20 protein-coding genes and 2 pseudogenes are annotated in these 25746 nt (G+C 71.8%); 12 read left to right on the top strand and 10 right to left on the bottom strand.

What is annotated here, in order from left to right; translation table 11 throughout:
• Positions 1–115 precede the first annotated feature (115 nt).
• A complete protein-coding gene (locus ACIBVL_RS10940; RefSeq protein WP_029382547.1) occupies positions 116–790 on the bottom strand; it encodes a Crp/Fnr family transcriptional regulator in 675 nt (224 codons plus the stop codon).
• Between the two features lie 205 nt (positions 791–995).
• Between ACIBVL_RS10940 and nth the strand changes: the two genes are divergently transcribed.
• The 3 genes from nth to ACIBVL_RS10925 all read left to right on the top strand — a co-directional run bounded on the left by nth (position 996) and on the right by ACIBVL_RS10925 (position 4185).
• Complete coding sequence (nth, locus tag ACIBVL_RS10935; RefSeq protein ID WP_399095374.1) at positions 996–2045, top strand: endonuclease III; 1050 nt, start codon at positions 996–998, stop codon at positions 2043–2045.
• Positions 2046–2309: 264 nt separating this feature from the next.
• Complete coding sequence (locus ACIBVL_RS10930; protein WP_399097177.1) at positions 2310–2972, top strand: NUDIX hydrolase; 663 nt, start codon at positions 2310–2312, stop codon at positions 2970–2972.
• 13 nt (positions 2973–2985) lie between these two features.
• On the top strand, positions 2986–4185 hold the full coding sequence (locus tag ACIBVL_RS10925; protein ID WP_399095371.1) for a MarP family serine protease: 1200 nt from the start codon (positions 2986–2988) through the stop codon (positions 4183–4185).
• 92 nt (positions 4186–4277) lie between these two features.
• On the opposite strand, the gene ACIBVL_RS10920 is transcribed toward ACIBVL_RS10925, so the two are convergent.
• The 6 genes from ACIBVL_RS10920 to ACIBVL_RS10895 form a co-directional block, all read right to left on the bottom strand.
• Positions 4278–4460, bottom strand: coding sequence for a hypothetical protein (locus ACIBVL_RS10920; protein WP_078890568.1), 183 nt, complete (start codon positions 4458–4460; stop codon positions 4278–4280).
• Positions 4461–4587: 127 nt separating this feature from the next.
• A complete protein-coding gene (locus ACIBVL_RS10915; protein WP_399095368.1) occupies positions 4588–5538 on the bottom strand; it encodes an alpha/beta fold hydrolase in 951 nt (316 codons plus the stop codon).
• Positions 5535–6023 (bottom strand): phage holin family protein, encoded by a 489-nt coding sequence (locus ACIBVL_RS10910; protein WP_399095365.1) that lies wholly within the window; start codon positions 6021–6023, stop codon positions 5535–5537. Before ACIBVL_RS10910 ends, ACIBVL_RS10915 begins: the two co-directional genes overlap by 4 nt.
• 88 nt (positions 6024–6111) lie before the next feature.
• Positions 6112–7575, bottom strand: coding sequence for a Na+/H+ antiporter NhaA (gene nhaA, locus ACIBVL_RS10905; protein ID WP_399095362.1), 1464 nt, complete (start codon positions 7573–7575; stop codon positions 6112–6114).
• A 180-nt stretch (positions 7576–7755) separates the two neighbouring features.
• Positions 7756–9717 (bottom strand): acetate--CoA ligase, encoded by a 1962-nt coding sequence (gene acs, locus ACIBVL_RS10900; protein ID WP_399095360.1) that lies wholly within the window; start codon positions 9715–9717, stop codon positions 7756–7758.
• 289 nt (positions 9718–10006) lie between these two features.
• Positions 10007–12640, bottom strand: a complete 2634-nt coding sequence (locus tag ACIBVL_RS10895) for a SulP family inorganic anion transporter (protein WP_399095357.1) — start codon at positions 12638–12640, stop codon at positions 10007–10009.
• 346 nt (positions 12641–12986) lie between these two features.
• On the opposite strand from ACIBVL_RS10895, the gene ACIBVL_RS10890 reads away from it, so the two are divergent.
• Positions 12987–14252, top strand: a complete 1266-nt coding sequence (locus ACIBVL_RS10890; RefSeq protein ID WP_399095354.1) for a hypothetical protein — start codon at positions 12987–12989, stop codon at positions 14250–14252.
• A 32-nt stretch (positions 14253–14284) separates the two neighbouring features.
• Here ACIBVL_RS10890 and ACIBVL_RS10885 read toward each other — a convergent pair whose 3' ends face one another.
• Positions 14285–15265, bottom strand: coding sequence for an ATP-binding protein (locus ACIBVL_RS10885; protein WP_399095352.1), 981 nt, complete (start codon positions 15263–15265; stop codon positions 14285–14287).
• 101 nt (positions 15266–15366) lie between these two features.
• On the opposite strand from ACIBVL_RS10885, the gene ACIBVL_RS10880 reads away from it, so the two are divergent.
• Positions 15367–16191, top strand: coding sequence for an oxidoreductase (locus ACIBVL_RS10880; protein ID WP_399095349.1), 825 nt, complete (start codon positions 15367–15369; stop codon positions 16189–16191).
• A 330-nt stretch (positions 16192–16521) separates the two neighbouring features.
• Here the strand turns inward: ACIBVL_RS10880 and ACIBVL_RS10875 are convergent, their stop codons facing one another.
• Positions 16522–17355, bottom strand: a complete 834-nt coding sequence (locus ACIBVL_RS10875) for an HAD family hydrolase (RefSeq protein WP_399095346.1) — start codon at positions 17353–17355, stop codon at positions 16522–16524.
• Between the two features lie 581 nt (positions 17356–17936).
• On the opposite strand from ACIBVL_RS10875, the gene ssd reads away from it, so the two are divergent.
• The 7 genes and pseudogenes from ssd to ACIBVL_RS10840 all read left to right on the top strand — a co-directional run.
• Complete coding sequence (gene ssd, locus ACIBVL_RS10870; protein ID WP_399095343.1) at positions 17937–19037, top strand: septum site-determining protein Ssd; 1101 nt, start codon at positions 17937–17939, stop codon at positions 19035–19037.
• Positions 19034–20245, top strand: coding sequence for a TadA family conjugal transfer-associated ATPase (locus tag ACIBVL_RS10865; RefSeq protein WP_399095340.1), 1212 nt, complete (start codon positions 19034–19036; stop codon positions 20243–20245). Before ssd ends, ACIBVL_RS10865 begins: the two co-directional genes overlap by 4 nt.
• Positions 20229–21095 (top strand): type II secretion system F family protein, encoded by an 867-nt coding sequence (locus tag ACIBVL_RS10860; protein ID WP_399095337.1) that lies wholly within the window; start codon positions 20229–20231, stop codon positions 21093–21095. Before ACIBVL_RS10865 ends, ACIBVL_RS10860 begins: the two co-directional genes overlap by 17 nt.
• A gap of 35 nt (positions 21096–21130) precedes the next feature.
• A complete protein-coding gene (locus ACIBVL_RS10855) occupies positions 21131–21916 on the top strand; it encodes a type II secretion system F family protein (protein ID WP_399095334.1) in 786 nt (261 codons plus the stop codon).
• A gap of 84 nt (positions 21917–22000) precedes the next feature.
• Positions 22001–22210, top strand: coding sequence for a DUF4244 domain-containing protein (locus ACIBVL_RS10850; protein WP_399095332.1), 210 nt, complete (start codon positions 22001–22003; stop codon positions 22208–22210).
• Positions 22197–22562: pseudogene (locus tag ACIBVL_RS10845) on the top strand (TadE family type IV pilus minor pilin); the annotation flags it as partial. The gene ACIBVL_RS10850 and the pseudogene ACIBVL_RS10845, both read left to right, overlap by 14 nt.
• A 173-nt stretch (positions 22563–22735) precedes the next feature.
• Positions 22736–23116, top strand: a pseudogene (locus tag ACIBVL_RS10840) (Rv3654c family TadE-like protein); the annotation flags it as partial.
• A 52-nt stretch (positions 23117–23168) separates the two neighbouring features.
• Here the strand turns inward: ACIBVL_RS10840 and ACIBVL_RS10835 are convergent.
• The gene (locus tag ACIBVL_RS10835) at positions 23169–25727 is read right to left on the bottom strand and encodes a DEAD/DEAH box helicase (RefSeq protein ID WP_399095329.1); all 2559 of its coding nucleotides are present in this window, start codon (positions 25725–25727) and stop codon (positions 23169–23171) included.
• Positions 25728–25746: the final 19 nt, after the last annotated feature.

Genomic DNA, 25746 nt, shown 5'->3' with positions numbered 1-25746 from the left:
GCCGACCGGCGGATCATTCCGGAGCGAGGGCCGGTGCAAACAGCCTGTCCGGCGCTTGAGGACGGGGCGTTCAGGCCCAAGCGGGGGTCCGGGGGCGGCCGCCCCCCTGGGACCGTCAGCGCGAGCGCTTCGCGAGCCGCTCCACGTCCAGCAGGATCACGGCCCGCGCTTCAAGCCGCAGCCACCCCCGCTGAGCGAAGTCGGCCAGCGCCTTGTTCACCGTCTCGCGCGACGCGCCGACAAGCTGTGCCAGCTCCTCCTGCGTCAGGTCGTGGACGACGTGGATGCCCTCCTCCGACTGCACACCGAAGCGGCGGGAGAGGTCCAGCAGGGCGCGCGCCACACGGCCGGGTACGTCCGAGAAGACCAGGTCGGACATGGCGTCGTTGGTCTTGCGCAGGCGCCGGGCGACGGCGCGCAGCAGCGCGGCGGCCACCTCGGGGCGGGCGTTCAGCCAGGGCTGGAGGTCGCCGTGGCCCAGGCCGAGCAGTTTGACCTCGGTGAGGGCGGTCGCCGTCGCCGTACGCGGGCCCGGGTCGAAGAGCGACAGCTCGCCGATGAGCTCGCCGGGGCCGACCACGGCCAGCATGTTCTCGCGGCCGTCGGGGGATGTGCGGTGGAGCTTGACCTTGCCCTCGGTGACGACGTAGAGCCGGTCGCCCGGGTCGCCCTCGTGGAACAGGGAGTCGCCACGGGCGAGCGTCACCTCACTCATGGAGGCGCGCAGCTCCGCGGCCTGCTCGTCGTCGAGAGCCGCGAAGAGCGGGTTGCGCCGCAGAACGTCGTCCACGAGTTCTCTCCTTGTCGACCTGCTCAGGGGATCTTGTCCCCCGCTTACCAGGGGTCCGTGTTCCCCATTTTGCCGGACGGTCCAAACAGTGTGATCTGTCACAAGGATGCCGCACACATGTCCCGAGGTAAGCGGCAGGGGTCCAATTGGGGGCCGATCTTCGGGGTCCGGGGCGGATGTCGGTGCCGGGCTTTAGGCTGGCCGGGTGTCCAAATCGCCGGTGAGAGCGCAGGCCGAGGGGGCTGGACGGGTGGTTGTACGTCGCAATTCCGCTGTGGGCGAACAGGGCCCGGGTGGAGGTAAGAAAACGGCAAAGGTGACAAAAAGGACTCCAGGCGATAAAACGGCCGCAAAGCGCATCGGGAAGCCGGACGTGGAGGTGGCGGCGAAGCCGGGCGCGAAGGCGGCCGGAAAGCCCGGCGCGAAGGTGGCGGCGAAGCCGGGCGCGAAGGCTGCGGCGAGGCCCGTCGCGGCCGGGAAGCCCGAGTCGCGTACGGCGCTCGTCCGCCGTGCCCGCCGCATCAACCGCGAGCTCGCCGAGGTCTATCCCTACGCCCACCCCGAGCTGGACTTCGAGAACCCCTTCCAGCTCCTGGTCGCGACGGTCCTGTCCGCCCAGACCACCGACCTCAGGGTCAACCAGACGACCCCCGCTCTCTTCGCCAAGTACCCCACCCCCGAGGACCTGGCCGCGGCCAACCCGGAGGAGGTCGAGGAGATCCTCCGCCCCTGCGGGTTCTTCCGCGCCAAGACCAGGTCGGTCATAGGGCTGTCCAAGGCCCTGGCCGAGGGGTTCGGCGGGGAGGTCCCCGGCAGGCTGGAGGACCTCGTCAAGCTGCCCGGCGTCGGCCGCAAGACCGCCTTCGTGGTGCTGGGCAACGCCTTCGGGCGCCCCGGGATCACCGCCGACACGCACTTCATGCGGCTCGTACGGCGCTGGCGGTGGACCGAGGAAACCGACCCCGACAAGATCGAGGCGGCGATCGGCGCGCTCTTCCCCAAGAGCGACTGGACGGACCTCTCCCATCACGTCATCTGGCACGGCCGCCGCATGTGCCACGCCCGCAAGCCCGCCTGCGGGGCCTGTCCCATCGCCCCGCTCTGCCCGGCGTACGGCGAGGGCGAGACGGACCCCGAGAAGGCGAAGAAGCTTCTGAAGTACGAGAAGGGCGGCTTCCCCGGCCAACGGCTGAACCCGCCGCAGGCCTACCTGGACGCGGGCGGCCGGCCGGCCCCGCCGCTGGGGGCCGGATGAGGCGTACGGCCACGGAGCGTCGGCCGACGGCGGTGACAGCTGCATCTGCGGTACCGGCGGCAGCGGCGACCGGGCGGCCCCGGCGGCGTCGGGACGGCGAACGGACATGGCGAGCGCGGACCGGCCGGGGGAACGATCTACGGGTCCTCACGCGTTGGACCCGGCAGAACGGGGGGTGGTGTGGCGATGGCACGGGTGAGTGACACGGCAAGGGACACAGCGCGCGACACGGCGGGTGACACGGCGAGCGGCGAGGCCACCGCGGTGCCGCTCAGCAAGGAGGGCCTGCCCGAGTGGCTGTACCCGGTCGTGCACGCCGTGGAGACGGTCCGGCCGCGCCAGCTCAGCCGCTTCCTGCCGCCCACGGACGGCGCGGGACGGCAGTCGGCTGTCCTCGTCCTGTTCGGTGAGGGCGAGCAGGGCCCCGAACTGCTGCTCATGGAGCGCGCCACCTCCCTGCGCTCGCACGCGGGACAGCCCTCCTTCCCCGGCGGCGCCCTCGACCCGGAGGACGGTGATCCGCAGGGCGACGGGCCGCTGCGGGCCGCCCTGCGCGAGGCCGAGGAGGAGACCGGTCTCGACCCCTCCGGCGTCCAGCTCTTCGGCGTCCTGCCCAAGCTGTACATCCCGGTGAGCGGTTTCGTCGTCACCCCGGTCCTCGGCTGGTGGCGCGAGCCGAGCCCGGTGGGTGTCGTCGATCCGAACGAGACGGCCCGGGTCTTCACGGTCCCCGTGGCCGATCTCACGGACCCGGCCAACCGTGCCACGACCGTCCATCCCAGCGGCCATCGAGGCCCGGCATTCCTGGTCGAATCCGCCCTTGTCTGGGGCTTCACGGCCGGCATCATCGACCGCCTGCTGCACTTCGCGGGCTGGGAGCGTCCCTGGGACCGTGAGAAGCAGGTCCCGCTCGACTGGCGGTCATGACAGGGTGATCCCCGTGAACGTGCTGGACATCCTGTTGCTGGTCGCGGCCGTCTGGTTCGCGGTGGTCGGCTTCCGCCAGGGCTTCGTCGTCGGCATCCTGTCGGTGATCGGCTTCCTGGGCGGCGGCCTCGTCGCCGTCTACCTGCTGCCGCTGGTCTGGGACTGGCTCACCGACAACGCCGAGGTGAGCACGACGGCGGCCGTCGTCGCGGTCGTCATCGTGATCGTCTGCGCCTCGGTCGGCCAGGCCCTGACCACCCACCTCGGCAACAAGCTGCGCCGGTACATCACCTGGTCCCCGGCCCGCGCGCTGGACGCGACGGGCGGCGCGCTGGTGAACGTCGTGGCGATGCTGCTGGTGGCCTGGCTGATCGGATCGGCCCTGGCGGGCACGACCCTGCCGACCCTCGGCAAGGAGGTCCGCAACTCCACGGTGCTGCAGGGGGTCTCCCGGACCCTGCCCACCCAGGCCGACACCTGGTTCGCGGACTTCTCCTCCGTCCTCGCGCAGAACGGCTTCCCGCAGGTCTTCAGCCCGTTCGCCAACGAGCCGATCACCGACGTCCAGCCGCCCGACCCGGCGCTCGCCCACAGCGCCGTGGCCACCCGCGCGCAACGCTCCATCGTCAAGGTGATGGGCACCGCCGAGAGCTGCGGCAAGGTCCTGGAGGGCAGCGGCTTCGTCTTCGGCGAGCGCCGCGTCATGACCAACGCGCACGTCGTCGGCGGCGTCGACGAGCCCACCGTCCAGGTCGGCGGCGAGGGCCGCAAGTACGACGCCACCGTCGTGCTCTACGACTGGAAGCGCGACATCGCCGTACTCGACGTACCCGATCTCGACGCGCCGGTGCTGCGGTTCACCACCGACGACGCGGCGAGCGGTGACGACGCGATCGTCGCCGGCTTCCCCGAGAACGGGTCGTACGACGTGCGGGCCGCGCGCGTGCGCGGCCGTATCTCGGCCAACGGGCCGGACATCTACCACCGCGGCACCGTGCGCCGTGACGTGTACTCGCTGTTCGCCACGGTCCGCCAGGGCAACTCGGGCGGTCCGCTGCTCACCTCCGACGGCCGCGTGTACGGCGTGGTCTTCGCGAAGTCACTCGACGACGCCGACACCGGGTACGCGCTCACCGCGGACGAGATCCAGCAGGACATCACCGAGGGCCGTAGCGCCGGACAACAGGTGGACAGCGACAGCTGCGCCCTCTAGGGCGGGTTGTGAAAGTGGCGTGGTCCGCCCGGAGGGCGGGCAGGCGGGACTTTCACTACACGCCCCAGCCGCGGCACCAGGTGATGCGGGGGTCAGCCTCGCGGGTGACGCAGGCGTACCGAGACCCAACGGGCCCGGCGGCGCAGGATGCGCGGGATGCCCACCCGAAGGTCGGAGCCCGGCAGCTGCGGGTCCGCGCCTCGTTGGTGAGGGCTCAGGCCACTGGCCGAGCGGCGGTTGCGTGCTGCGTCACTGTAGTCGTGCGTCCAGCCCATACCCCGACGTCTGCCCCCGCCCCAAGGTCGATAACCGCCTGGGGGCCCGCCAATTGGCCTATGCGCCGGGCAATTGGCCGTTCGTCGTACAGGTGTTTTGTTCCGGGTACCGGGCGCGATGGCGTGGTCACCGATCGGGTTCGGGATCCTTCAGCCAATTGACCAGTTCGGTGGAGAAAACGACCGGATCCTCCTCGTGCGGGAAGTGGCCCAGTCCGTCGAACAGCCGCCACCGGTACGGCGCCTCGACGTACTCGCCGGACCCGGCCGCACTGCGGGTGCGCATCACCGGGTCGAGGGAGCCGTGCAAGTGGAGCGTGGGGACGCGCACGGGCCGCTTCATGCGCCGGTAGAACTGGATGCCGTCAGGCCGGGCCAACGAGCGCACCAGCCACCGGTACGGCTCGACGGAGCAGTGCGCGGTGGAGGGGATGCACATGGCCCGCTGATACGTCTGCAGCACCTCGTCCCCGGGCGGTTGCGGTCCCGACCAGTCCCGGATCAGCCGGCCCACCAGTTCGCCGTCGTCGGCGGTGAGTTGCCGCTCGGGGATCCAGGGCCGCTGGAAGCCCCAGATGTGGGAGCTCGCGGTGGACTGCCGGACGTCGGCGAGCATCGCCGAGCGCCAGCGCCGGGGGTGCGGCATCGAGGCGACGGCGAGCCGCCGGACCAGCTTGGGGCGCATCACGGCCGCCGTCCAGGCGAGATAGCCGCCCAGGTCGTGGCCGACGAGCGCGGCGTCCGGTTCGCCCAGGGAGCGGATCACGCCGGTGATGTCGAGGGCGAGGTTGGCCGGGTCGTAGCCCCGTGGCGTGCGGTCGCTGCCGCCCACGCCCCGCAGGTCCATCGCGACGGCCCGGAAGCCCGCGTCGGCCAGCGCGCCGAGTTGGTGCCGCCACGTCCACCAGAACTGCGGGAAGCCGTGGACGAGCATGACCAGCGGCCCGTCACCGGCCTCCGCGATGTGGAAGCGGGCGCCGTTCGCGGCCACCTCGCGGTGGGTCACCTTGGTGCCGTCGGCGAATTCCGGCCGTACGAGCGAGATGGGCTGCGCCGAAGGAGTGGCGGGGTCCGTCATGACGACGAGCGTGCCACAGCCTCGATGGCCTCCGGGGCCCGGTCCTGTGCGAGCTCCGGTCGCGGGTGCGGCTTGGCCTTCTGCAGGACGCCCGCGCTCTCCTTCATCGACGCGGCCACCTTCTGCGGGCCCTGGCTCTTCTTGGCCTTCTTCGCGAAGACCACGCCGATCAGCACGAGGAGGAGCGCGACGAGCACGTTCGCGGCGAAGGACAGCAGGAAGCAGATCGCGAGGTTCCAGTCGCTCCAGGTCCGGATGCCGTACGCCAGCGCGAAGTTCAGCATCGGCAGGGAGAACAGCAGCACCGCGCCGGCCACCGTGAACGCGCCGCCGCTCGTCGCGCCGCGCTTGACGTCCTGCTTGAGCTGCGCCTTGGCCAGCGCGATCTCGTCGTGCACCAGCGCCGACAACTCGGTCGTCGCCGAGGCGAACAGCTGGCCGATGCTGCGTTCGGCGCCGACCGGGCTGCCATCGGGTGCGCTCATCGCGGTCTCCCTCTCCTGCTGCTGCTCTGTGTTGCCGGTGCGTGGTACCGGTCCGTGTTTCCGGCTTCTTTTGTACCGTCCCGTCAGATCATGCCGGACCGGCGCCGTCCTCGCCTGCCCCGCCCGGCACTTCGGCGGTCCTGTGGTGCACGGGGTCCGTCTGCGCGGCCCTCTCCCGGGCCATCTCCGCGGCGATCCGGCGGTGCTCGGCGGCCTTGCGTTCGTGGATCTCCGCCATGCGCAGGTGGTACGCCGGGTCGTCCTGCTCGTAGATGTCGGGGATGCCGTCGCTGTCCTCGTCGCGCTCCTCGGCCTCGTAGATCCGGCGGTACACGGCGTTGCGCAGCTTCAGCAGCACGGTCGCGAGCGTCGCCGCGATCAGCGAACCGGTCAGTACGGCGGCCTTGATCTCGTCGGTCAGGGTCTGGTCGCCCTCGAAGGCCAGCTCCCCGATCAGCAGCGAGACGGTGAAGCCGATGCCCGCGAGCGAGGCGACCGCGAAGACGTCCGCCCAGGCCAGGTCCTCGCTGAGCGAGGCCCGGGTGAAGCGGACGGTCAGCCAGGTCCCGCCGAAGATGCCGATCGTCTTGCCGACGACGAGACCGAGCACGACCCCGAGGGTCTCCGGCCGGGTGAACACATCTCCCAGGGCGCCGCCCGAGACCGTCACACCGGCGCTGAACAGCGCGAACAGCGGCACCGCGAGGCCTGCGGAAAGGGGCCGGACCAGGTGTTCGATGCGTTCGCCGGGGGAGTGTTCCTCACCTTCCCGGGTGGTGCAGCGCAGCATCAGGCCCATGGCGACACCGGCGATGGTCGCGTGGACGCCGCTGTTGTACATCAGCGCCCAGATGACCAGCGCGAGCGGCACGTACACGTACCAGCCGCGTACCTCCTTCCGCAGCAGTGCCCAGAAGACGGCGAGCCCCGCGACCGCACCGCCCAGGGCCGCGAAGTCGATGCTCTCGGTGAAGAAGACCGCGATGATCAGGATCGCGAACAGGTCGTCCACGACGGCGAGCGTGAGCAGGAAGGCGCGCAGAGCACTCGGCAGGGACGTACCGATGACGGCGAGCACGGCGAGCGCGAAGGCGATGTCGGTGGCGGTGGGCACGGCCCAGCCGCCGAGATCGCCGCCGCCGGTGAGGGTGGTGACCGTGTAGACCAGTGCCGGTACGGCCATTCCGCACAGGGCGGCCACGACGGGCAGCGCGGCGGCCCGGGGGTCCCGTAGGTCCCCGGCGACCAGTTCACGCTTGAGTTCGATGCCGGCGACGAAGAAGAAGACCGCGAGGAGTCCGTCGGCCGCCCAGTGCGCGATCGACAGGTTCAGCCCCAGGGCCTCGGGCCCCAGATGGAAGTGGCTGACGCTCTCGTAGCTCTCGTGCAGGGCGGGGACGTTGGCCCAGATCAGTGCGGCGATCGCGGCGACGAGCAGCAGGACACCGCCGACGGTCTCGGTGCGCAGCGCGTCCGCGACGATGGTCCGCTCGGGGAGGGAGAGACGTCCGAGTACCTTGCGGGCGGTGGCGGGGGGGCGGGGCGCGGTCACGGGGAGACCTCCGGTCGGTGGGCACGGCTGAGCACATGCCGACCAGACTTCCCGGCGCACCTGAGGTTGACGTGTTTTTTATTAGCTTACCTAAGGTACGCGGGACGTTCCGGTGGATCTCACGGTAGGCACAAAGGGCCGCCCGGCGCGCGACGCGCCGGGCGGCCCTTCGGCCGCTACTCAGTCCTCGCTCGGCGCCGCCGGGAGCTTCGCCTGGATGAGGTCCATGACCGTGGAGTCGGTCAGCGTGGTCACGTCGCCGAGCTGACGGTTCTCCGCGACGTCCCGCAGCAGCCGGCGCATGATCTTGCCGGAGCGGGTCTTCGGCAGCTCCGCCACCGGCAGAATCCGCTTCGGCTTGGCGATCGGGCCGAGTGTGGCGCCGACGTGGTTGCGCAGTTCGTTGACCAGGTTCTCGTCCTCGGCGTCCGCCGTCCCGCGCAGGATGACGAACGCGACGATCGCCTGTCCGGTCGTCTCGTCGGCAGCGCCGACCACGGCCGCCTCGGCGACGGACGGGTGCGACACGAGCGCCGACTCGACCTCCGTGGTGGAGATGTTGTGGCCCGAGACGAGCATGACGTCGTCGACGCGCCCGAGGAGCCAGATGTCCCCGTCGTCGTCCTTCTTCGCGCCGTCGCCGGCGAAGTACTTGCCCTCGAAGCGCGACCAGTACGTGTCGAGGAACCGCTGGTCGTCGCCCCAGATGGTGCGCAGCATCGACGGCCACGGCTCGGTGAGGACCAGGTAGCCACCGCCGCCGTTGGGCACCTCGTTCGCCTCGTCGTCGACGACGGTCGCTGAGATGCCGGGCAGCGGGCGCTGGGCGGAACCGGGCTTGGTCTCCGTCACCCCCGGCAGCGGCGAGATCATCATCGCGCCGGTCTCGGTCTGCCACCAGGTGTCGACGATCGGTGTCCGGTCCGCACCGATGTGCTTGCGGTACCAGATCCAGGCCTCGGGGTTGATGGGCTCACCCACGGACCCCAGCACCCGCAGGCTGCTGAGATCGAACTTCGCGGGGATGTCGTCGCCCCACTTCATGAACGTACGGATCGCGGTCGGTGCCGTGTACAGGATCGTCACCCCGTACTTCTGCACGATCTCCCAGAAGCGGCCCTGGTGCGGGGTGTCGGGCGTGCCCTCGTACATCACCTGCGTCGCGCCGTTCGCCAGCGGCCCGTAGACGATGTAGGAGTGCCCGGTGACCCAGCCGACGTCGGCGGTGCACCAGTACACGTCGGTCTCGGGCTTGAGGTCGAACACGGCGTGGTGCGTGTAGGCGGTCTGCGTGAGGTAGCCGCCGGAGCTGTGCAGGATGCCCTTCGGCTTACCCGTCGTACCGGAGGTGTAGAGGATGAACAGCGGGTGCTCGGCGCCGAAGGCCTCGGGCGTGTGCTCGGCCGGCTGCCGCTCCACGATCTCGTGCCACCACACGTCCCTGCTGTCGTCCCAGGCGACCTCCTGGCCGGTACGGCGGACCACCAGCACGTGCTCGACGTTGCCGGCCTTGGTGATCGCCTCGTCGACGGCCGGCTTCAGCGCGGACGGCTTGCCGCGCCGGTACCCGCCGTCGGAGGTGATCACGACCTTGGCGTCGGCGTCCTGGATCCGGGTGGCCAGCGCGTCCGCCGAGAAGCCGCCGAAGACGACGGAGTGCGCGGCGCCGATCCGGGCGCACGCCAGCATCGCGATCGCCGTCTCCGGGATCATCGGCATGTAGACCGCGACCCGGTCGCCCTGCTGGACGCCCAGTTCCAGCAGGGCGTTGGCGGCCTTCGCCACCTCGTCCTTGAGGTCGGCGTAGGTGATGGCGCGGCTGTCGCCCGGCTCGCCCTCGAAGTGGATCGCGACCCGGTCGCCGTGCCCGGCCTCCACATGGCGGTCGACGCAGTTGTACGCGACGTTGAGCTCGCCGTCCTTGAACCACTTGGCGAACGGCGGGTTCGACCAGTCCAGCGTCTCCTTCGGCTCCTTGGCCCAGGTCAGCCGGCGGGCCTGCTCGGCCCAGAAGCCGAGCCTGTCAGCCTTGGCCTGTTCGTACGCCTCCGCCGTGACGTTGGCATGTGCGGCCAGGTCGGCGGGTGGCGCGAACCTGCGCTCTTCCTTGAGCAGGTTGGAGAGGGAGGGATTCTCGCTCACTGTTCCCTCTCCTTCCTCGGCAGGTTGGCCAGGCTCTCGTTGCTCACGACATCTCCCTCTCGAAGGGTGTCCGTTGTGTCCCAGGCCACAGCTCATCAGAACCGGGGGGCCGGTGACAAGGGCCGACGGAAAATTGGTTTAGACCTGTGGTCGGGTTGGAGGCGGGACGGTCATCCGTACCCACGGACCTGGGCCGGACGGAGTTCAGCCGGTGTTACGCCTTTCACACTTGCTGCCTGCCGGGTGGCGCCCCCGAGGAGAGGGACTCGACGGGCGCCACCCGCCGCGGTCACGTCCTCAGGTCCGCCACCCCCACGTGATCGAACAGCCCGTCTCCGTTCGTCTCGGTGAGCAGGTACGTCTGCGCCTCACCCACGTGAAAGTACAGCCCGTGCAGCTCCAGCGCCCCGGCCCGCTGCGCTCGCGCCACCGACTCGTGGGCGCGCAGATGGTCCAACTGCTGCACCACATTGGTCAGACAGAGCTGCTCGACCGCGTCCGCGGGCGCCCGCCCGGCCAGTCCGGCCCCGGGGCCGCGGTCGTCGGCCATCCGCTCCAGGCTCGGCAGCCCGTGCCGCAGCCACCGCTCCAACGGGGTCCGCTCCCCACCGGGTTCGGAGCTGAGCAGTGCCTGCATGGCCCCGCACCCGGAGTGCCCGCACACCGTGATGGACCGCACCTTCAGCACGTCCACCGCGTACTCGATCGCGGCCCCCACCGAGTCGTCCCCGCTCTCCTCACCCGGTGGCGGCACCAGATTGCCCACGTTCCGCACCACGAACAGATCGCCCGGACCACTGGAGGTGATCATCGAGGTGACCAGCCGCGAGTCGGCGCACGTGAGGAAGAGCTGCGTCGGCTGCTGCCCCTCCCGCGCCAGCCGCGCCAACTCCCCCCGCACCAGCGGAGCGGTGTTCCGCTGGAAGGCGCTGATGCCACGGACCAGTCGGTGACCGCTGGGCTCGGGGGCGCCGGGGGCGGAGCCGCCGGGAAGCGCGGTGCCGGGGGCTGTGCCGTCGGGAGCCGAACGGCTGGGAGCCGTGCCGTCGGAAGCCGTGCCACCGATGGTGGTACCGGGGGTGGTGGTACGGGCAGCGGTGTCACCGGGATCGTTGGATCTGGGTCTGGTGGCTGTGGAGCCGGAGGTTCTCGAGGAAGCGGTTGCGGTGCCAGGGGATGCGGAGTCGGTGGACGTGTCTCCCGCTGGGCGCGGCACCTCGCACTGGTGGTTGCGCCAGGGCGTCCAGGGTCGGCAACGGCAGTCGGTCAGGGTGCTGCCCGGCGTGTGGGTGGGGTCGGCGGGCGGTGCGGCGGTCGGCTCGCCGCTTCTGGCGCCGGTGTGGGTCCCGGGGGTGGCCCCCGCGGCGATCCGGCGGCCGGTCAGCTCGACGGTGCCGCCCTGTGCGGTGTGCGTCTTCTGCCAGTCCTGCAGTGCCTCGTACGCCGCGTGGTCCATGAAGGAGCCGTCCAACTCGACCACGACCGGGGTGCCCTGGGGTACGAGATGCAGGGCTCGGCTGAGCCGCGGTACCGCGAGGAACGTCAACTGGCCTCGGACATGTACGTGGTGGACTCCCTCCTGCTCGTCATGGGTGATACGGGTGTGGGTGAGGCGGTTGAGGGCGACGGCCACGGCCACCGCGATCCCCAGCGACACGCCCTCCAGGACGCCGAGGAACACCACGCCCAGGGTGGTGACGGCGTACACCAGCACCTCTCGGTGGCGGGTCACCGTGCGGATGTGGTGCAGGGACACCATCTGGATGCCGACGGCCATCACCAGGGCGGCGAGCGAGGCGAGCGGGATGAGCTCGAGGACCGGGACCATCAGCAGCGCGGCGACCACTACGAGAACGCCGTGCAACATCGTGGAGTTCCGGCTCACGGCACCGGCTCGGACATTCGCCGAACTGCGCACGGCCACCCCCGCGACCGGCAGTCCGCCGAGCGCGCCGGAGACGATGTTGGCCGCGCCCTGACCGAGCAGCTCGCGGTCGAGGTCGGAGCGGCCGAGGCGGGGGGAGCACCCGGTGGGGGAGGCGATGAGGCCGGGTCGGGAGGCGATCAGCTTGTCGACGGCGACCGCACCGAGCAGCGACTGCACGCTGCACACCAGCGTGATGGTGAGAACGGCGGCCGCGACGCCCAACGCCGGCCCCTCGGGCAGCCCGGCCAGGGCGTGGCTGCGCCAGGAGGGCAGGTCGACCTTGGGCAGGGTGAGACCGGCGAGGGAGGCGACGGCCGTGGCTCCGGCGACGGCGACGAGCGCGGCGGGCACCGTGCGCAGCAGCTCGCCCACCCGGCCGGGGATGCGCGGCCAGAGCAACAGCAGCGTGAGGGTCAGTGCGCTGACGGCCACCGACGCGGGTTGGAGAGCGGCCAACTGGGCTGGCAGTGCCCGGAGGTTGTCGAGGACGGCGCTCTGCGGGGTGCCGCCGAGGACGATGTGGAGCTGGGCGACGGCGATGGTGACGCCGATGCCGGCGAGCATGCCGTGCACGATGGCGGGGCTGACGGCGAGCGCGGTGCGCGCCACGCGCAGGCAGCCCAGGCCGAGTTGGGCGCATCCGGCGAGGACGGTGACGGCGCAGGTCGTCTGCCAGCCGTAGCGCTGGATCAGCTCGGCGGTGACCACCGTCAGCCCGGCGGCGGGGCCGCTGACCTGGAGCGGGGAGCCGCCGATGCAGCCGGCGACGATCCCGCCCACGGCGGCGGCGACGAGGCCGGCCTGGAGCGGTGCCCCGGTGGCCAGGGCGATGCCCAGGGACAGGGGGAGAGCGATCAGGAAGACCGCGATCGAGGCGGACACGTCGGCGCCCGCGATGCGGAAGCGGCGGCGCGGGGCCGGTGGGGGGTTGTGGGGTGGCTGGACGCGCTTCGTGTGCGTCGGGTCGGACGTATGAGTGGGGACGCAGGCTGACATGTTCCCGTCTCCTCCGGGGCAGCGCGGTCGCGGAACTGGTGAACCCCCGTCGTCGACGGGGGCGGTCGCGGCCGTGGGTCACGGCGTACAGCGGCGGGATGAAGAATCAACGCTCGGTAAAGCGATCGTAATGCAGAGTAAAGGTCAGGCATGGATTTATCTGGCAAATAGGGCAATGAATCACTCTCACGTGTGATGCGGGCATTTCATCGGCTTGTCGTACTAACTCCTTCTCGGGTCCATGCGACCTTGTCCGCGCTGCCGGCTCGTCCCGGCAGCGACCCATAGAACGCCGTTGTCGGCGTGGGCCGAGAGCGGGCCGAGAGAAGGAAGAAGGTGGGCGGACATGGCCGCCACCCAGAGGGTCGCCGCGGGCGCCGTGGTCGCCGCGACGGTTGCCGCATCGCTCGCCGGTTGTGCGACGGGAACCGACGGTTCGAACAAAGGGGCGCCCGGTCCGCAGCACGGGGCTCCGACGCCCAGGAGCACGGTTCGGCTGATCGGGGACGGCTCCACCGCGTACACCGGAGCGCAGCCGCACCTGTCCCGGCCCGAGCGCCTGAAGCCGGGCCAGAAACCCCCTCAGTTCGTGGTGTTCTCCTGGGACGGCGCCGGCGAGGACGGCCAGAGGCTGTTCTCCCACTTCCGCAAGGTGTCCAGGGCCAACCACGCGACCATGACGTACTTCCTCAGCGGTGTGTACTTGCTGCCGGAGGAGAAGGCCGACCTCTACAGGCCGCCGCAGCACTCGCCCGGGCGCTCCGACATCGGCTTCAACGACGAGCAGGGCATCACCGACACCGTGAAGCAGCTGCGTCTGGCGTGGCTGGAGGGCAACGAGATCGGCACCCACTTCAACGGGCACTTCTGCGGGAGGAACGGCGGCGTCGGCCAGTGGTCGGTCGCGGAGTGGAAGGACGAGATCGCCCAGGCCAAGCGGTTCGTGAAGTCCTGGAAGACCAATACCGGCCTGAAGCAGGCGGCGCCGCTGCCCTTCGACTACGACAAGGAGCTGATCGGCGGCCGAACCCCCTGCCTCGAGGGACAGAAGAACTTCATGGAGGCCGCCCGCGAACTGGGCTTCCGCTACGACTCCAGCGGGGTCGACGACCAGGTCTGGCCTCGTCGGAAGAGAGGACTGTGGGACCTGTCCATGCAGCTCGTGCCCTTCCCCGGCCACACCTACGAGCAACTCACCATGGACTACAACTTCATGGTCAATCAGTCCGGCACCAAGACCCAGGGCAACCCCGCCAAGTACGCCTTCTGGGGCGACCAGATGCGTGAAGGCCTGCTCAGGGGCTTCCACCGCGCCTACGACGGCAACCGTGCCCCGCTGATCATCGGCAACCACTTCGAGTCCTGGAACGGCGGCACGTACATGCGCGCCGTCGAACGGGTCGTCGAAACCGTCTGCAACAAGCCGGACGTGCGGTGTGTGTCCTTCCGGCAACTGGCCGACTGGCTGGACGCCCAGGACCCGACGACCCTGGCCAAACTGCGCTCACTGCGAGTCGGCGAGGCGCCGAAGCGGGGATGGGCGTCCTTTCTGACCGGCCCTCCCGCTCCGGCCCCGAAGGGCGTGCCCGGCGCGCCGACGACCCGCCAGTAGACGGCACCCGTCAGTGTCGCGGTCGCCCCCTCCTAGACGGTGGCCGCGACGCCTTCGCCGAGGACGAAGTGCGGGTCGACCTGTGCGGTCAGGTCGGCCCCAGTGCGTTCGTTGCCCCAGGACTGGGCGTTCTTCAGGTGGAAGTGCACCATCTGGCGCGTGTAGCGCTCCCAGTCCCGCCGCTCGTACGTCGCGTCGACGGCCGTCCGCAACAGGCTCAGGGCGTCACGGGCGGCGTCCTCCAGGAGGTCGAACCGGAGCGGCCGGCCCTTCTCCATGGCGCGGACCCAGTCCGAGTGCCCGACCGTCACGAGCAGGTCGTCGCCGACCTCGGCGCGGAGGAAGTCGACGTCGTCCCGCTCCTGCACCTTGTTGCCGACGACCTTCAGCTCGACGCCGAAGTCGCGGGCGTACTCCTTGTACTGGCGATAGACGGAGACCCCCTTCCGGGTCGGCTCGGCGACGAGGAACGTGATGTCGAAACGAGTGAACATGCCGGAGGCGAAGGAGTCCGAGCCCGCCGTCATGTCGACCACGACGTACTCGTCGCGGCCGTCCACCAGATGGTTCAGGCACAGCTCCACCGCTCCCGTCTTGGAGTGGTAGCAGGCGACCCCCAGGTCGGCGTCCGTGAAGGGACCGGTGATCATCAAACGGACGGCGCCGCCGTCGAGTTCCACCGGCCGGGCGCAGGCGCCGTACACCGGATTGTCCTCACGCACCCTCAGCAGCCGCGAGCCCGCGCCGGGCGGTGTCGTCTTGATCATCATCTCGGCGGAGGTGATACGCGGGTTGGAGCCGCGCAGATAGTCCTTGATCAGCGGAAGGTGCTCGCCCATCGCGGGCAGCCCGGCCGCCGCCGTCTCGTCGAGGCCGAGGGCGGGTCCCAGATGCTGGTTGATGTCCGCGTCGACGGCGATCACGGGGGCGCCGAGGGCGGCGAGGTGGCGGATGAACAGGGACGACAGGGTGGTCTTGCCGCTGCCGCCCTTCCCGACGAAAGCAATTTTCATGTTCACCAAGCGTAGTGCGGTGATGGCTGTACGTGGCGGCGGAGCGTGAAGAAGACCACTCCTTCGAGGGGTGTGGGCGCTGGTTGCGTAATGTCGTACTCATGAGTACGACAGGCGCGTCCGCCGATCCGCTCGCGGCCCTGGGCTCGTTGCCCGGTGTGGCCGAGTCCGTGGAGTCCGTGCGCAAGGCCGTGGACCGGGTCTACGGGCACCGCGTCATGCGGCGCCGCAGCACCGAGATCACCTCCGAGGCCGCCTTGCGCGGCGCCCGCGGCTCGGCCGCGCTGTCCGGCGCCGACTGGGCCTTGGAGGAGGTGCGCCGGCGCAGCGACTTCGGCGTCGACGACGAGGCGCGGGTCATGGGTGCCGCCCTCCGGCTGACCGCGGAGGCGGGGCAGCTGCTGTCCATCTGGCGTCAGTCGCCGCTGCGGGTGCTGGCGCGGCTGCACCTGCTGGCCGCGGCGAGCGGCGGTGATGAGGTCGGGCGGCCGCGGCAGGCCGGTGAGGCGGTGGAGGAGCCGCTGATCGAGCTGCCGCTGCCCGGCGCCGACGAGGTGGCCGGCCGCCTAGAGGGGCTGTCCCGGCTGATCGTCGCGGGCAGCTCGGCGCCCGCCCTGGTGACGGCCGCCGTCGTCCACGGCGAGCTTCTCGCCCTGCGCCCCTTCACCTCGCACAACGGACTGATCGCCCGGGCCGCGGAGCGCATCGTGCTGATCGGCAGCGGCCTCGATCCCAAGTCGGTCTGCCCGGCGGAGGTGGGCCACGCCGAGCTGGGCCGGGCGGCCTGTCTGGCGGCCCTGGACGGCTATGTGTCCGGCACGCCGGAGGGCATGGGGGCCTGGATCTCCCACTGCGGCAGGGCGGTCGAGCTGGGTGCCCGCGAGTCGACGGCGGTGTGCGAGGCGCTGCAGCGCGGGGCGGCGTAGAAGTCCCCGTACAAGGGTTGCGGCGGTACGAGTATTCGTACCGCCGCTGGCATGTTCACCGGGTTACCAAGCGTCCTCGATATGTTGCCCATCAGGTCGGGATCTTTGCCCGTGACCTGGTGCGGCTGGCCCGTAATCGACGGGTCGACGTCGCGTGGGTGCTCGATGTTCATGCATCGGTCCGTGGGGCCAAATGCGTTATTAAGGTGATCCTTTCGGATGTCCTTGGTCTCGCGGGCCGTTGAGTCCTTTGTACTCCAGGGCCAAGGCGAGCGGAAGCCCTGCCGCCAGTTCTTTACTTTTGCTGCCAAATGGGTTCTAAAAGGCAGCTCAGGCGGTCGCCGACCGGCGTCGGTTCGCGTACCAGACGAAACCTGCGGTGGCGGCCGCCGCGCCTATGGCGGCGGCCGCGACGAGGGCCGGGCGGGGCGGCACGGAGAACGACGGGATCCGCTGCTTGAGCCGTACCGGCCGGTGGAAGTCGAGAATCGGCCACCCGCGCGTGACGGCCTCGCGCCGCAGGGCCCGGTCCGGGTTCACGGCGTGCGGATGACCCACCGCCTGCAGCATCGGCAGATCGGTCGCCGAGTCGCTGTAGGCGTAGCAGCGCTCCAGGTCGTACCCCTCCGACGCGGCCAGCTCCTTGATCGCCTCCGCCTTCGTGGGGCCGTAGGCGTAGTACTCCACCTCGCCGGTGAAGCAGCCGTCCTCGCCCACGATCATCCGGGTGGCAACCACACGGTCCGCGCCCAGCAGCTCGCCGATCGGCTCGACCACCTCCGCGCCCGACGTGGACACGATCACGACATCACGGCCGGCCGTGTGGTGTTCCTCGATGAGGGACGCGGCCTCGTCGTAGATGAGCGGGTCGATCAGGTCGTGAAGGGTCTCCGCCACGATCTCCTTCACCTGTTGGACGTTCCAGCCGCGCACCATCCCCGACAGGTACTCGCGGGTCCGCTCCATCTGGTCGTGGTCCATACCGCCCACGAGGAAGACGAACTGGGCATACGCGGTCCGCAAGGCAGCCCTGCGGTTGATCAGGCCGCCTTGGTAGAAGGACTTGCTGAAGGTGAGCGTGCTCGACTTCGCAATGACCGTCTTGTCCAGGTCAAAGAAGGCCGCTGTGCGGGGCAAGGAGTGGTTTTCCACAACCAAGAGCATAAGGGCAGCCCATTCGGCGTAAGGTGGGCGCGTGGGTTTGCCTGAGAGGGCTCTCGGGTACACCATGGAAGTCACGGATCGTTCGCGACCGTGCTAACCCGGTCCGGCTCCTCCCCCCCCCGAGTCGGCCGTGGAGACGACCCCCGCTCTCCCCCCCGGCGGGGGTCGTCGCATGTCCGGGTGCGTTTTCCCCTTCTGTTCGCGGCTCGGCCGCGCTTGCGAGGCGGCTGCGGCCGCCTCTTCGGCATGCCCGTGATCCGTCACGGTGGGTAGTCGTCGGACTGCTCTGCGGAAGTCGCACAGGAGATGGTGCAGTGCTCACCGGTATGGGTGATGGCGATATTCACAACCGGCCGCCCCTCCACAGTTTTCCACCAAGATCCACACGGATTTCCGCTTCGCTGCACCGTGATTCCCACGCGTCCGCTCGGGCCGAGTTCACGGCCGGTTCCGTTTGCCGGGTGCGCGCGGCCGGTTTCGGTCGGCCGCTCCCATGAAGACCGGTTGCCCGGCTCTTCGCACGTCTGGGAATCACGGGGCCGCAGGGCCGCGCGACCCGCACTCAAAGGGGGATGAAAATCATGGCCGGAGCCGTCACACACGACCCACCCACCACCGCGGGACGACAGGGCAGGCCGCTGATCGTCACGGAGGACGCGGAGCTGCTCGACGACCTGCTGCGCCTGTGCGCCGCGGCGGGCGCCACACCGGAGGTCCACCCCTGCGTGCCCGAGCGCCGGGGCAGCTGGGAGGCCGCACCGCTCGTTCTGGTCGGCGACGACGCCGCGCGCCGACTTCGCGGGGCCGCACGCAGACGCGGAGTGGTCCTCGTCGGACGCGACCAGGACGACTCCGGGGTGTGGCAGCGCGCCGTCGAGATCGGCGCCGACCACGTCCTGATGCTGCCCGACGGAGAACAGTGGCTGGTCGACCGCATCGCCGACGTCGCCGAGGGCGTCGGCAGGCCCGCGCTCACGGTCGGCGTCATCGGTGGCCGCGGCGGCGCCGGAGCGTCCACGCTCGCGTGCGCCCTGGCCGTCACCTCCGCGCGCGAAGGTCTGCGCACCCTCCTTGTGGACGCCGATCCTCTGGGCGGCGGCCTCGACGTTCTGCTCGGCGGAGAGGCGACCGAGGGTCTGCGCTGGCCCGCGTTCGCCGGCTCGCGCGGGCGGGTCGGTGGCGGCGCCCTGGAGGAGTCGCTGCCCGAGCTGCACTCGCTGCGGGTGCTCAGCTGGGACCGCGGCGACTGCGTCGCCATCCCGCCGCAGGCCGTCCGGGCGGTGCTCGCCGCGGCCCGGCGCCGGGGCGGCACAGTCGTCGTCGACCTGCCACGCCGTATCGACGACGGGGTCGCCGAGGCCCTCGCCCAGGTCGACCTCGGGCTCCTCGTGGTCCCCGCCGAACTGCGCGCCGTCGCGGCCGCCGGACGGGTGGCCTCCGCCGTCGGCATGGTCCTGCGCGACCTCAGGGCGGTGGTACGCGGCCCGTACGCCCCCGGACTCGACGACCGTGAGGTGGCCGGGCTGCTCGGGCTGCCCCTGGCCGGCGAGGTGCCCGTGGAGCAGGGACTGCTGCGCGCGGACGGCGGTAAGTCCCCGCCTGGCGCCGCCGCCCGCGAGCCCCTCGCCCGCTTCTGCAAGCAGTTCTGGGAGCGGGCGCTGACCGAGGCGGGTGGCGCATGAGCACGGCACCGGCGCTGGAGAGGGCGCTGCTGGACGGCGTACGGCAGTGGCTCGCCGCGCGCGGGGGCGAGCCGACGCCCGCGCGGGTGGCGCAGGCACTGCGCGAACAGGGGCGGGTGCTCGGGGACGCCGAGGTCCTCGGCGCGGCCGAGCAACTGCGGTCAGAACTGATCGGCAGCGGGCCGCTGGAGCCGCTGCTCGCCGACCCCTCGGTGACCGACGTACTGGTGTCGGCCCCGGACCGGGTCTGGGTCGACCGGGGCGGCGGCCTGCAGCTGACCGGTGTCTCCTTCCCGGACGCGGCGGCCGTACGACGCCTCGCGCAGCGCCTGGCCGCGGTGGCCGGACGTCGCCTGGACGACGCCCGCCCCTGGGCCGATGCCCGGCTGCCCGACGGGACGCGGCTGCACGCGGTGCTGCCACCGGTCGCCGTCGGCTGCACCTGTCTGTCGCTGCGCGTGGTACGGCCGCGGGCGTTCACGCTCGACGAACTGGTGGCCGCGGGAACCGTGCCGCCCGGCGGGGACCGGTTACTGCGGGCCCTGTTGCGGGCGCGGCTGTCCTTCCTGGTCAGCGGCGGCACCGGCAGCGGCAAGACGACCCTGCTGAGCGCGCTGCTCGGCCTGGTGGGGCCGGGAGAGCGGATCGTCCTCGCGGAGGATTCGGCGGAGCTGCGGCCGGACCACCCGCACGTCGTGCGCCTGGAGACGAGACCCGCCAACCAGGAGGGCGCCGGGCTCGTCACGCTCGAGGACCTGGTGCGGCAGGCCTTGCGGATGCGGCCGGACCGGCTCGTCGTGGGCGAGGTGCGCGGGCCGGAGGTGGTCCATCTGCTGGCCGCGCTCAACACCGGCCACGAGGGCGGCTGCGGGACGGTCCACGCCAACGCGGCCGCGGACGTCCCCGCTCGGCTGGAGGCGCTCGGTACGGCGGCCGGGCTCGACCGGGCCGCGCTGCACAGCCAGGTGGCGGCCGCGCTCTCGGTGGTCCTGCATCTGGTCCGCGACCCGGTCGGGCGGCGGCGGATCGCGGAGGTGCATGTGCTGGAGCGGGACCCGTCGGGGCTGGTGCGGACGGTGCCGGCGCTGCGGTGGCGGGCGGACGCGTTCGCCCACGAGCGGGGGTGGGAGCGGCTGCGGGAGTTGCTGCGGAGCCAGGGCGGCGAAGTCGGCGAAGGGAGCGGAGGAGGCGATGGATGTGAGGCCTGAGGTGCCGATGGGTGCGGCGGTGGCCTGTCTGGGGGCGGCGGCGTGGCTGCTGGGCGGGCCGTACTCCGGGGCGCGGCGGGCGCAGTTGCTGCTCGCCGGCGGTGGGGTGGTCGGTGGACCGCCGACATGGCAGGACATGGTGCTGGGGCTGCGCAGGCTCCGGAGGCGGTGGCGGCCCGAGTGGTGGGCGCCGGTCGTCGGGCTGGTCCTGGCGGTGCTGGGTGCCTCGGTGCTGCCGGTCCTCGCGGGGGCGGCCGCGGTGCCCCTGGTGCGCCGGGTGCGGCGGGCCACGCAGGCGCGGCGGGCGGGGGAGCGCCGGGGAGACGGCGTGCTCGCGCTGTGCGCGGCGCTCGCCGGGGAGGTGCGGGCAGGCCGGCAACCCGGTGAGGCCTTGCAGCGGGCCGCGCGGGACTCCGGAGGCCTGGGTGAGGCTCAGGCGGCGGTGCTGGCGGCCGCCCGTTTCGGCGAGGACGTACCCAGGGCGCTCGCGGCCGCCGCACGGCAACCGGGAGCCGGCGGACTGCTGGGGCTCGCGGCCTGCTGGCGGGTGGCCGTGGACCAGGGAGCGGGCCTCGCGGACGGACTCGACCGCCTGGAAGGGGCGTTGCGGGCGGAGCGCGACCAAAGAGCCGACCTGCGTGCCCAGTTGGCGGGAGCGCGGGCCACGGCGGCGATGCTGGCCGGCCTGCCCGTCCTGGGCCTCCTGCTGGGCGCCGCGCTCGGCGCCGATCCGCTGCACGTGCTGCTGCACACCGGAGCCGGGCTGGGCTGCCTGCTCGTGGGCGGGGCGCTGGAGGGCGTGGGGGTGTGGTGGGCGCTGCGGATCGTACGGATGGCGGAGGGGGCGTGAGGTGACATGAGGCGGACGACGAGGAGGGAGGTGCGGTGAGCGCGGAAGTTGTCCACAGGCTGGGGGTGGCCGTGGGGATCGTGCCGGTCCTCGGGTGGCTGGTGTGGTGGCTGGAGAGGGTACGGCGCGTCCGCGGGGCCCGCCGTCGGGTTGCCGAGTTGCTGGGGCGGGAGAGGGCGCCGGGCGTCTCGCGCGCGGGAGTGCGGGACGCCGTGCGGAAGTGGCTGCCGGCAGGCGCGGTGGCGGGCGTCGGCTGGGTGGTGGTCGGTGGCGTCCTGGGGGTCGTGGTGGGCGCGATCGGGGCGGTCGCGCTGTGGCGGTGGCGGAGTCGGCAGCAGGCGGCGGGAACCGTGAGCGAGGCCGATGCACAGCTCGCCGCACGACAACTCCCACTCGCCGCCGATCTGCTGGCCGCGTGCATCGCGGCGGGGGCCGGCCCGGTGATCGCGGCGCAGGCTGTGGGTGAGGCCCTGGGGGGCCCGGTGGGAGAAGGGCTGGCTCGCGGTGCCGCCGAGATACGGCTGGGCGGCGAACCGGCCACCGCGTGGCGGAGTCTGGCCTGCGCGCCGGGAGCGGCGGCCCTGTCGCGGCTGCTGGAGCGGGCCGACGTGACCGGGCTGCCGGCGGCCGGACCCGTGGCCCGGCTCGCCGCGGACGCCCGCGCCGACTGGACGCGTGCCGCGACGGCCCGTGCCCGGCGGGCGGCCGTCATGGTCGCCGCGCCGGTGGGGCTCTGCTTCCTGCCCGCCTTCATCGCGATCGGCGTGCTGCCCGTGGTGATCGGGCTCGCGGGCGGGGTGATGGGAGGGGGTGGGCCGTGAGAGAGCGCTGAGCGGGGGCGACGAGTGACCGAACGAGTGAAGAACGACCAGAGACCAACGGGACCGAACCTCAAGGGGGTTGCGATGAACAAGACGGTACGGGCGCGGCTGCGCGCCCTGGTGTGCGGGATGCGGGGCGCGCGGAGGGACGCCGGAATGGTGACGTCCGAGTACACGATGGGGATCGTGGCGGCGGTCGGGTTCGCCGTGCTCCTCTATCAGGTGGTGACCGGCGACGCCGTCACCGAGCAGATGCAGGACATCGTGAAGCGGGCGCTCAGTGCGGGGATGTGAGCGGCGGCGGCTCGGCGGTGACCGGGGTTTCGTGACGGCGGAGTCGGCCGTGGTGCTGCCGGTGCTGGTGGCGTTCGCGATGGCGCTGGTGTGGGGGCTGCTTGCGGTGGCCGCTCAGATCCAGTGCGTGGACGCGGCCAGGACCGGCGCCCGCGCGGCGGCACGGCAGGACCCGGCCGGCGCGGTCGTCGAACTCGCCCGCGCGGCGGCCCCGCGCGGGGCACGCGTGACGGTCAGCCGGGAGGGCGACCAGGTCCGCGTGGTGGTCGTGGCGAAGCCACCGGTGCTGCGGGGGCTGCCGTTCGAGGTGCGGGAGGAGGCCGTGGCGGCGGCGGAGGAGGTCGTGGCGGAGGAGGTTGCGGGGACGGCGGAAGGGGCTGCCGAAGGGATGGCGGAGACCGGGCGGCCCGAGGAAGACGCCGTGGGGACGGCTGAGGAGGGTGTGGTGACCTCCGTGGCGCCGTCGGATGGCTTCCGAGGTGGCTCATGAGGGCCGGTGACGTCGGATGGCTTAGGAGGTGGGTCATGAGGGCCGGTGACGTCGGAGCGTGGCTGTGTCGGAGGGGGGACCGGGGCTCCGCCACGGTCTGGAGTCTCGGCGCGATCGCCGTGCTGTGTGTGGTGTTCGGGGTCGTCCTCGCCCTGGGGCAGGCCGTCGTGGCCCGGCATCGTGCCGCCGGGGGCGCGGACCTCGCGGCGCTCGCGGCGGCGGACCACTGGACCGACGGCGAGGCGGGGGCCTGCGCCCGGGCGGACCGGGTGGCCCGGGCGCAGGGGGTGCGGCTGGTGCGATGCGTGGTCGAGGGGGAGATCTCGGAGGTGACGGCGGCGTCGGGACGGGCGCCCTTCGCGGCCGAGGCCAGGGCACGGGCGGGTCCTCCGGGGCCGGTATCGCCACCTCCGGGCCTGCCTCGGGGATCGACCGGGCCTCCGGGCCTGCCTCGGGCATCGACCGCGCCTACGGGCCCGCCTCCGGTATCCACCGGGTCTCGGGGTCTGCCTCGGACACCGGCCGCGCCTCAAGGGTCGGCCGCGCCTCCGGGGTCAGCTCAGCCCCCTCTCCGCTCTCCTGCGGCGCCCCCCGCAGCAGTTCCGTGAGGAGTCGTACGGCGCCCCTCTTGTGCAAAGGATCGTTGCCGTTGCCGCACTTGGGGGACTGGATGCAGGACGGGCATCCGGCGTCGCACTCGCAGGAGGCGATGGCCTCGCGGGTGGCGGTCAGCCAGGCACGGGCGGTGTGGAAGGCGCGCTCCGCGAAGCCCGCGCCGCCGGGATGGCCGTCGTAGACGAAGACCGTCGGGAGGAGCGTGTCGGGGTGGAGCGGGATCGACACGCCGCCGATGTCCCAGCGGTCGCAGGTCGCGAAGAGGGGCAGCAGGCCGATCGAGGCGTGCTCGGCGGCGTGCAGGGCGCCGCCGAGGATCTCGGGGTTGACGCGGGCGGCGTCCAGCTGGTCCTCGGTGACCGTCCACCACACAGCGCGGGTGCGCAGGGTGCGAGGAGGGAGGTCGAGCTTCGACTCGCCCAGTACCTCACCGGTGAGGACACGACGACGCAGGAAGGAGACCACCTGGTTGGTGACCTCGACGGAGCCGTAGCACAACCGGCCCTGGCCCCAGGGGATCTCGACGTCCGTCTCCAGGACGGAGATCGACGTCGTGTCGCGGGCGACCGTCGCGTACGGCGGGCTGGCCTCCTCGACCAGGGCGACCGAGTCCTCCAGGTCCAGGGAGCGGACCAGGTAGGTGCGGCCCTGGTGGAGGTGGACGGCGCCTTCGTGGACGGTGGAGTGGGCGGAGCCCTCGTCGACCGTGCCGAGCAGCCGGCCTGTGCCCTCCTCGACGATCTGCACCGGCCGGCCGCCCTCGCCGCGGATGTCGGTGAGGTCGGCGGCCCGTTCGCGGCGCGTCCAGTGCCAGGCCTTCGTCCGGCGGCGCAGCAGCCTCGCGGCCTCCAGCTGGGGGAGCAGGGCCTCGGTCTCCCGGCCGAACAGCGTCAGGTCGTCCTCGGTCAGCGGAAGTTCCGCAGCCGCCGCGCACAGGTGCGGGGCGAGGACATAGGGGTTGTCGGGGTCGAGGACCGTCGACTCCACCGGGCGGTCGAACAGGGCCTCGGGGTGGTGGACGAGGAAGGTGTCCAGCGGGTCGTCGCGGGCGACCAGCACCGCCAGCGCGCCCTGTCCGGACCGCCCGGCCCGGCCGGCCTGCTGCCACACGGACGCGCGGGTGCCCGGATAGCCGGCGATCAGGACGGCGTCGAGGCCGGAGACGTCGATGCCGAGCTCCAGGGCGGTGGTGGCGGCGAGGCCGAGGAGTTCGCCGGAGTGGAGCGCCTGTTCGAGGGCGCGGCGTTCCTCGGGCAGGTAGCCGCCCCGGTACGCCGCGACACGCCGGGCGAGCGAGCGGTCGACCTCGGCGAGGCGTTCCTGGGCGATCACCGAGATCAGCTCGGCGCCACGCCGGGAGCGGATGAAGGCGACCGTGCGCACGCCCTGGACGGCGAGGTCGGTGAGCAGGTCGGCCGTCTCGGCCGTGGCGGTACGGCGGACGGGCGCGCCCTTCTCTCCCTGCATCTCGGTGAGCGGGGGCTCCCAGAGGGCGAACACCAGTTCACCGCGGGGTGAGGCGTCGTCGGCGACCTCGACCACCGGGAGGCCGGTGAGGCGGCCGGCGGCGACCGAGGGCTCGGCGGCCGTCGCGGAGGCCAGCAGGAAGACCGGGGAGGCGCCGTAGCGGGCGCACAGGCGACGCAGGCGGCGCAGGACCTGCGCCACATGGGAGCCGAAGACGCCGCGGTAGGTGTGGCACTCGTCGATGACGACGTACTTCAGCGACTTCAGGAAGGAGGACCAGCGGGGGTGGGACGGGAGGATGCCGCGGTGCAGCATGTCCGGGTTGGTCAGGACGTAGTTGGCGTACTGGCGGATCCACTCGCGTTCCTCGAACGGCGTGTCGCCGTCGTACACGGCCGGGCGCACGGCGTTGCCCAGCGGTTGTGCAAGTTCTTTCACAGAACGGCACTGGTCGGCGGCGAGGGCCTTGGTGGGCGCGAGGTAGAGGGCGGTCGCGCCGCGGCCGTTCGGGGCCTCGGAGCCCTCGAGAAGGGTGGACAGCACGGGCGCGAGGTACGCCAGGGACTTACCGGAGGCCGTCCCCGTGGCGACGACCACCGAGTCGCCGTCCAGGGCGTGCTCGGCGGCGAGGGCCTGGTGGGCCCAGGGGTGTTCGATTCCGCATGCCTGGATCGCCGCGATCACCTCCGGGCGAATCCGGTCAGGCCAGACGGCATGGCGACCCGCACGTGGGGGCAAGTGCTCCGTATGAGTGATGCGCGACGCCCGGCTCGGGCCCGGGGCGAGCCGCTCCAGGAGCGCGCCCGGCGACAGGCGGGGCGCGGGCTGCGCCGGGGATCGATCGGATCGGTGATTCTTGGCCATCGGCACCGAGTGTGTCACTGGCGTGACGGACAATGGAGCCAAGGCGTCGTGCACGCCTGCCGGTAAGTGATTGAATGCCATCGCGGCTGGCGAACCGTCC

This window comes from Streptomyces sp. NPDC049687, from assembly GCF_044465285.1.
GTDB lineage: Bacteria > Actinomycetota > Actinomycetes > Streptomycetales > Streptomycetaceae > Streptomyces.
Note: the sequence above shows the minus strand (reverse complement) of the source record. Positions and strands in the feature narration are given on the sequence as shown.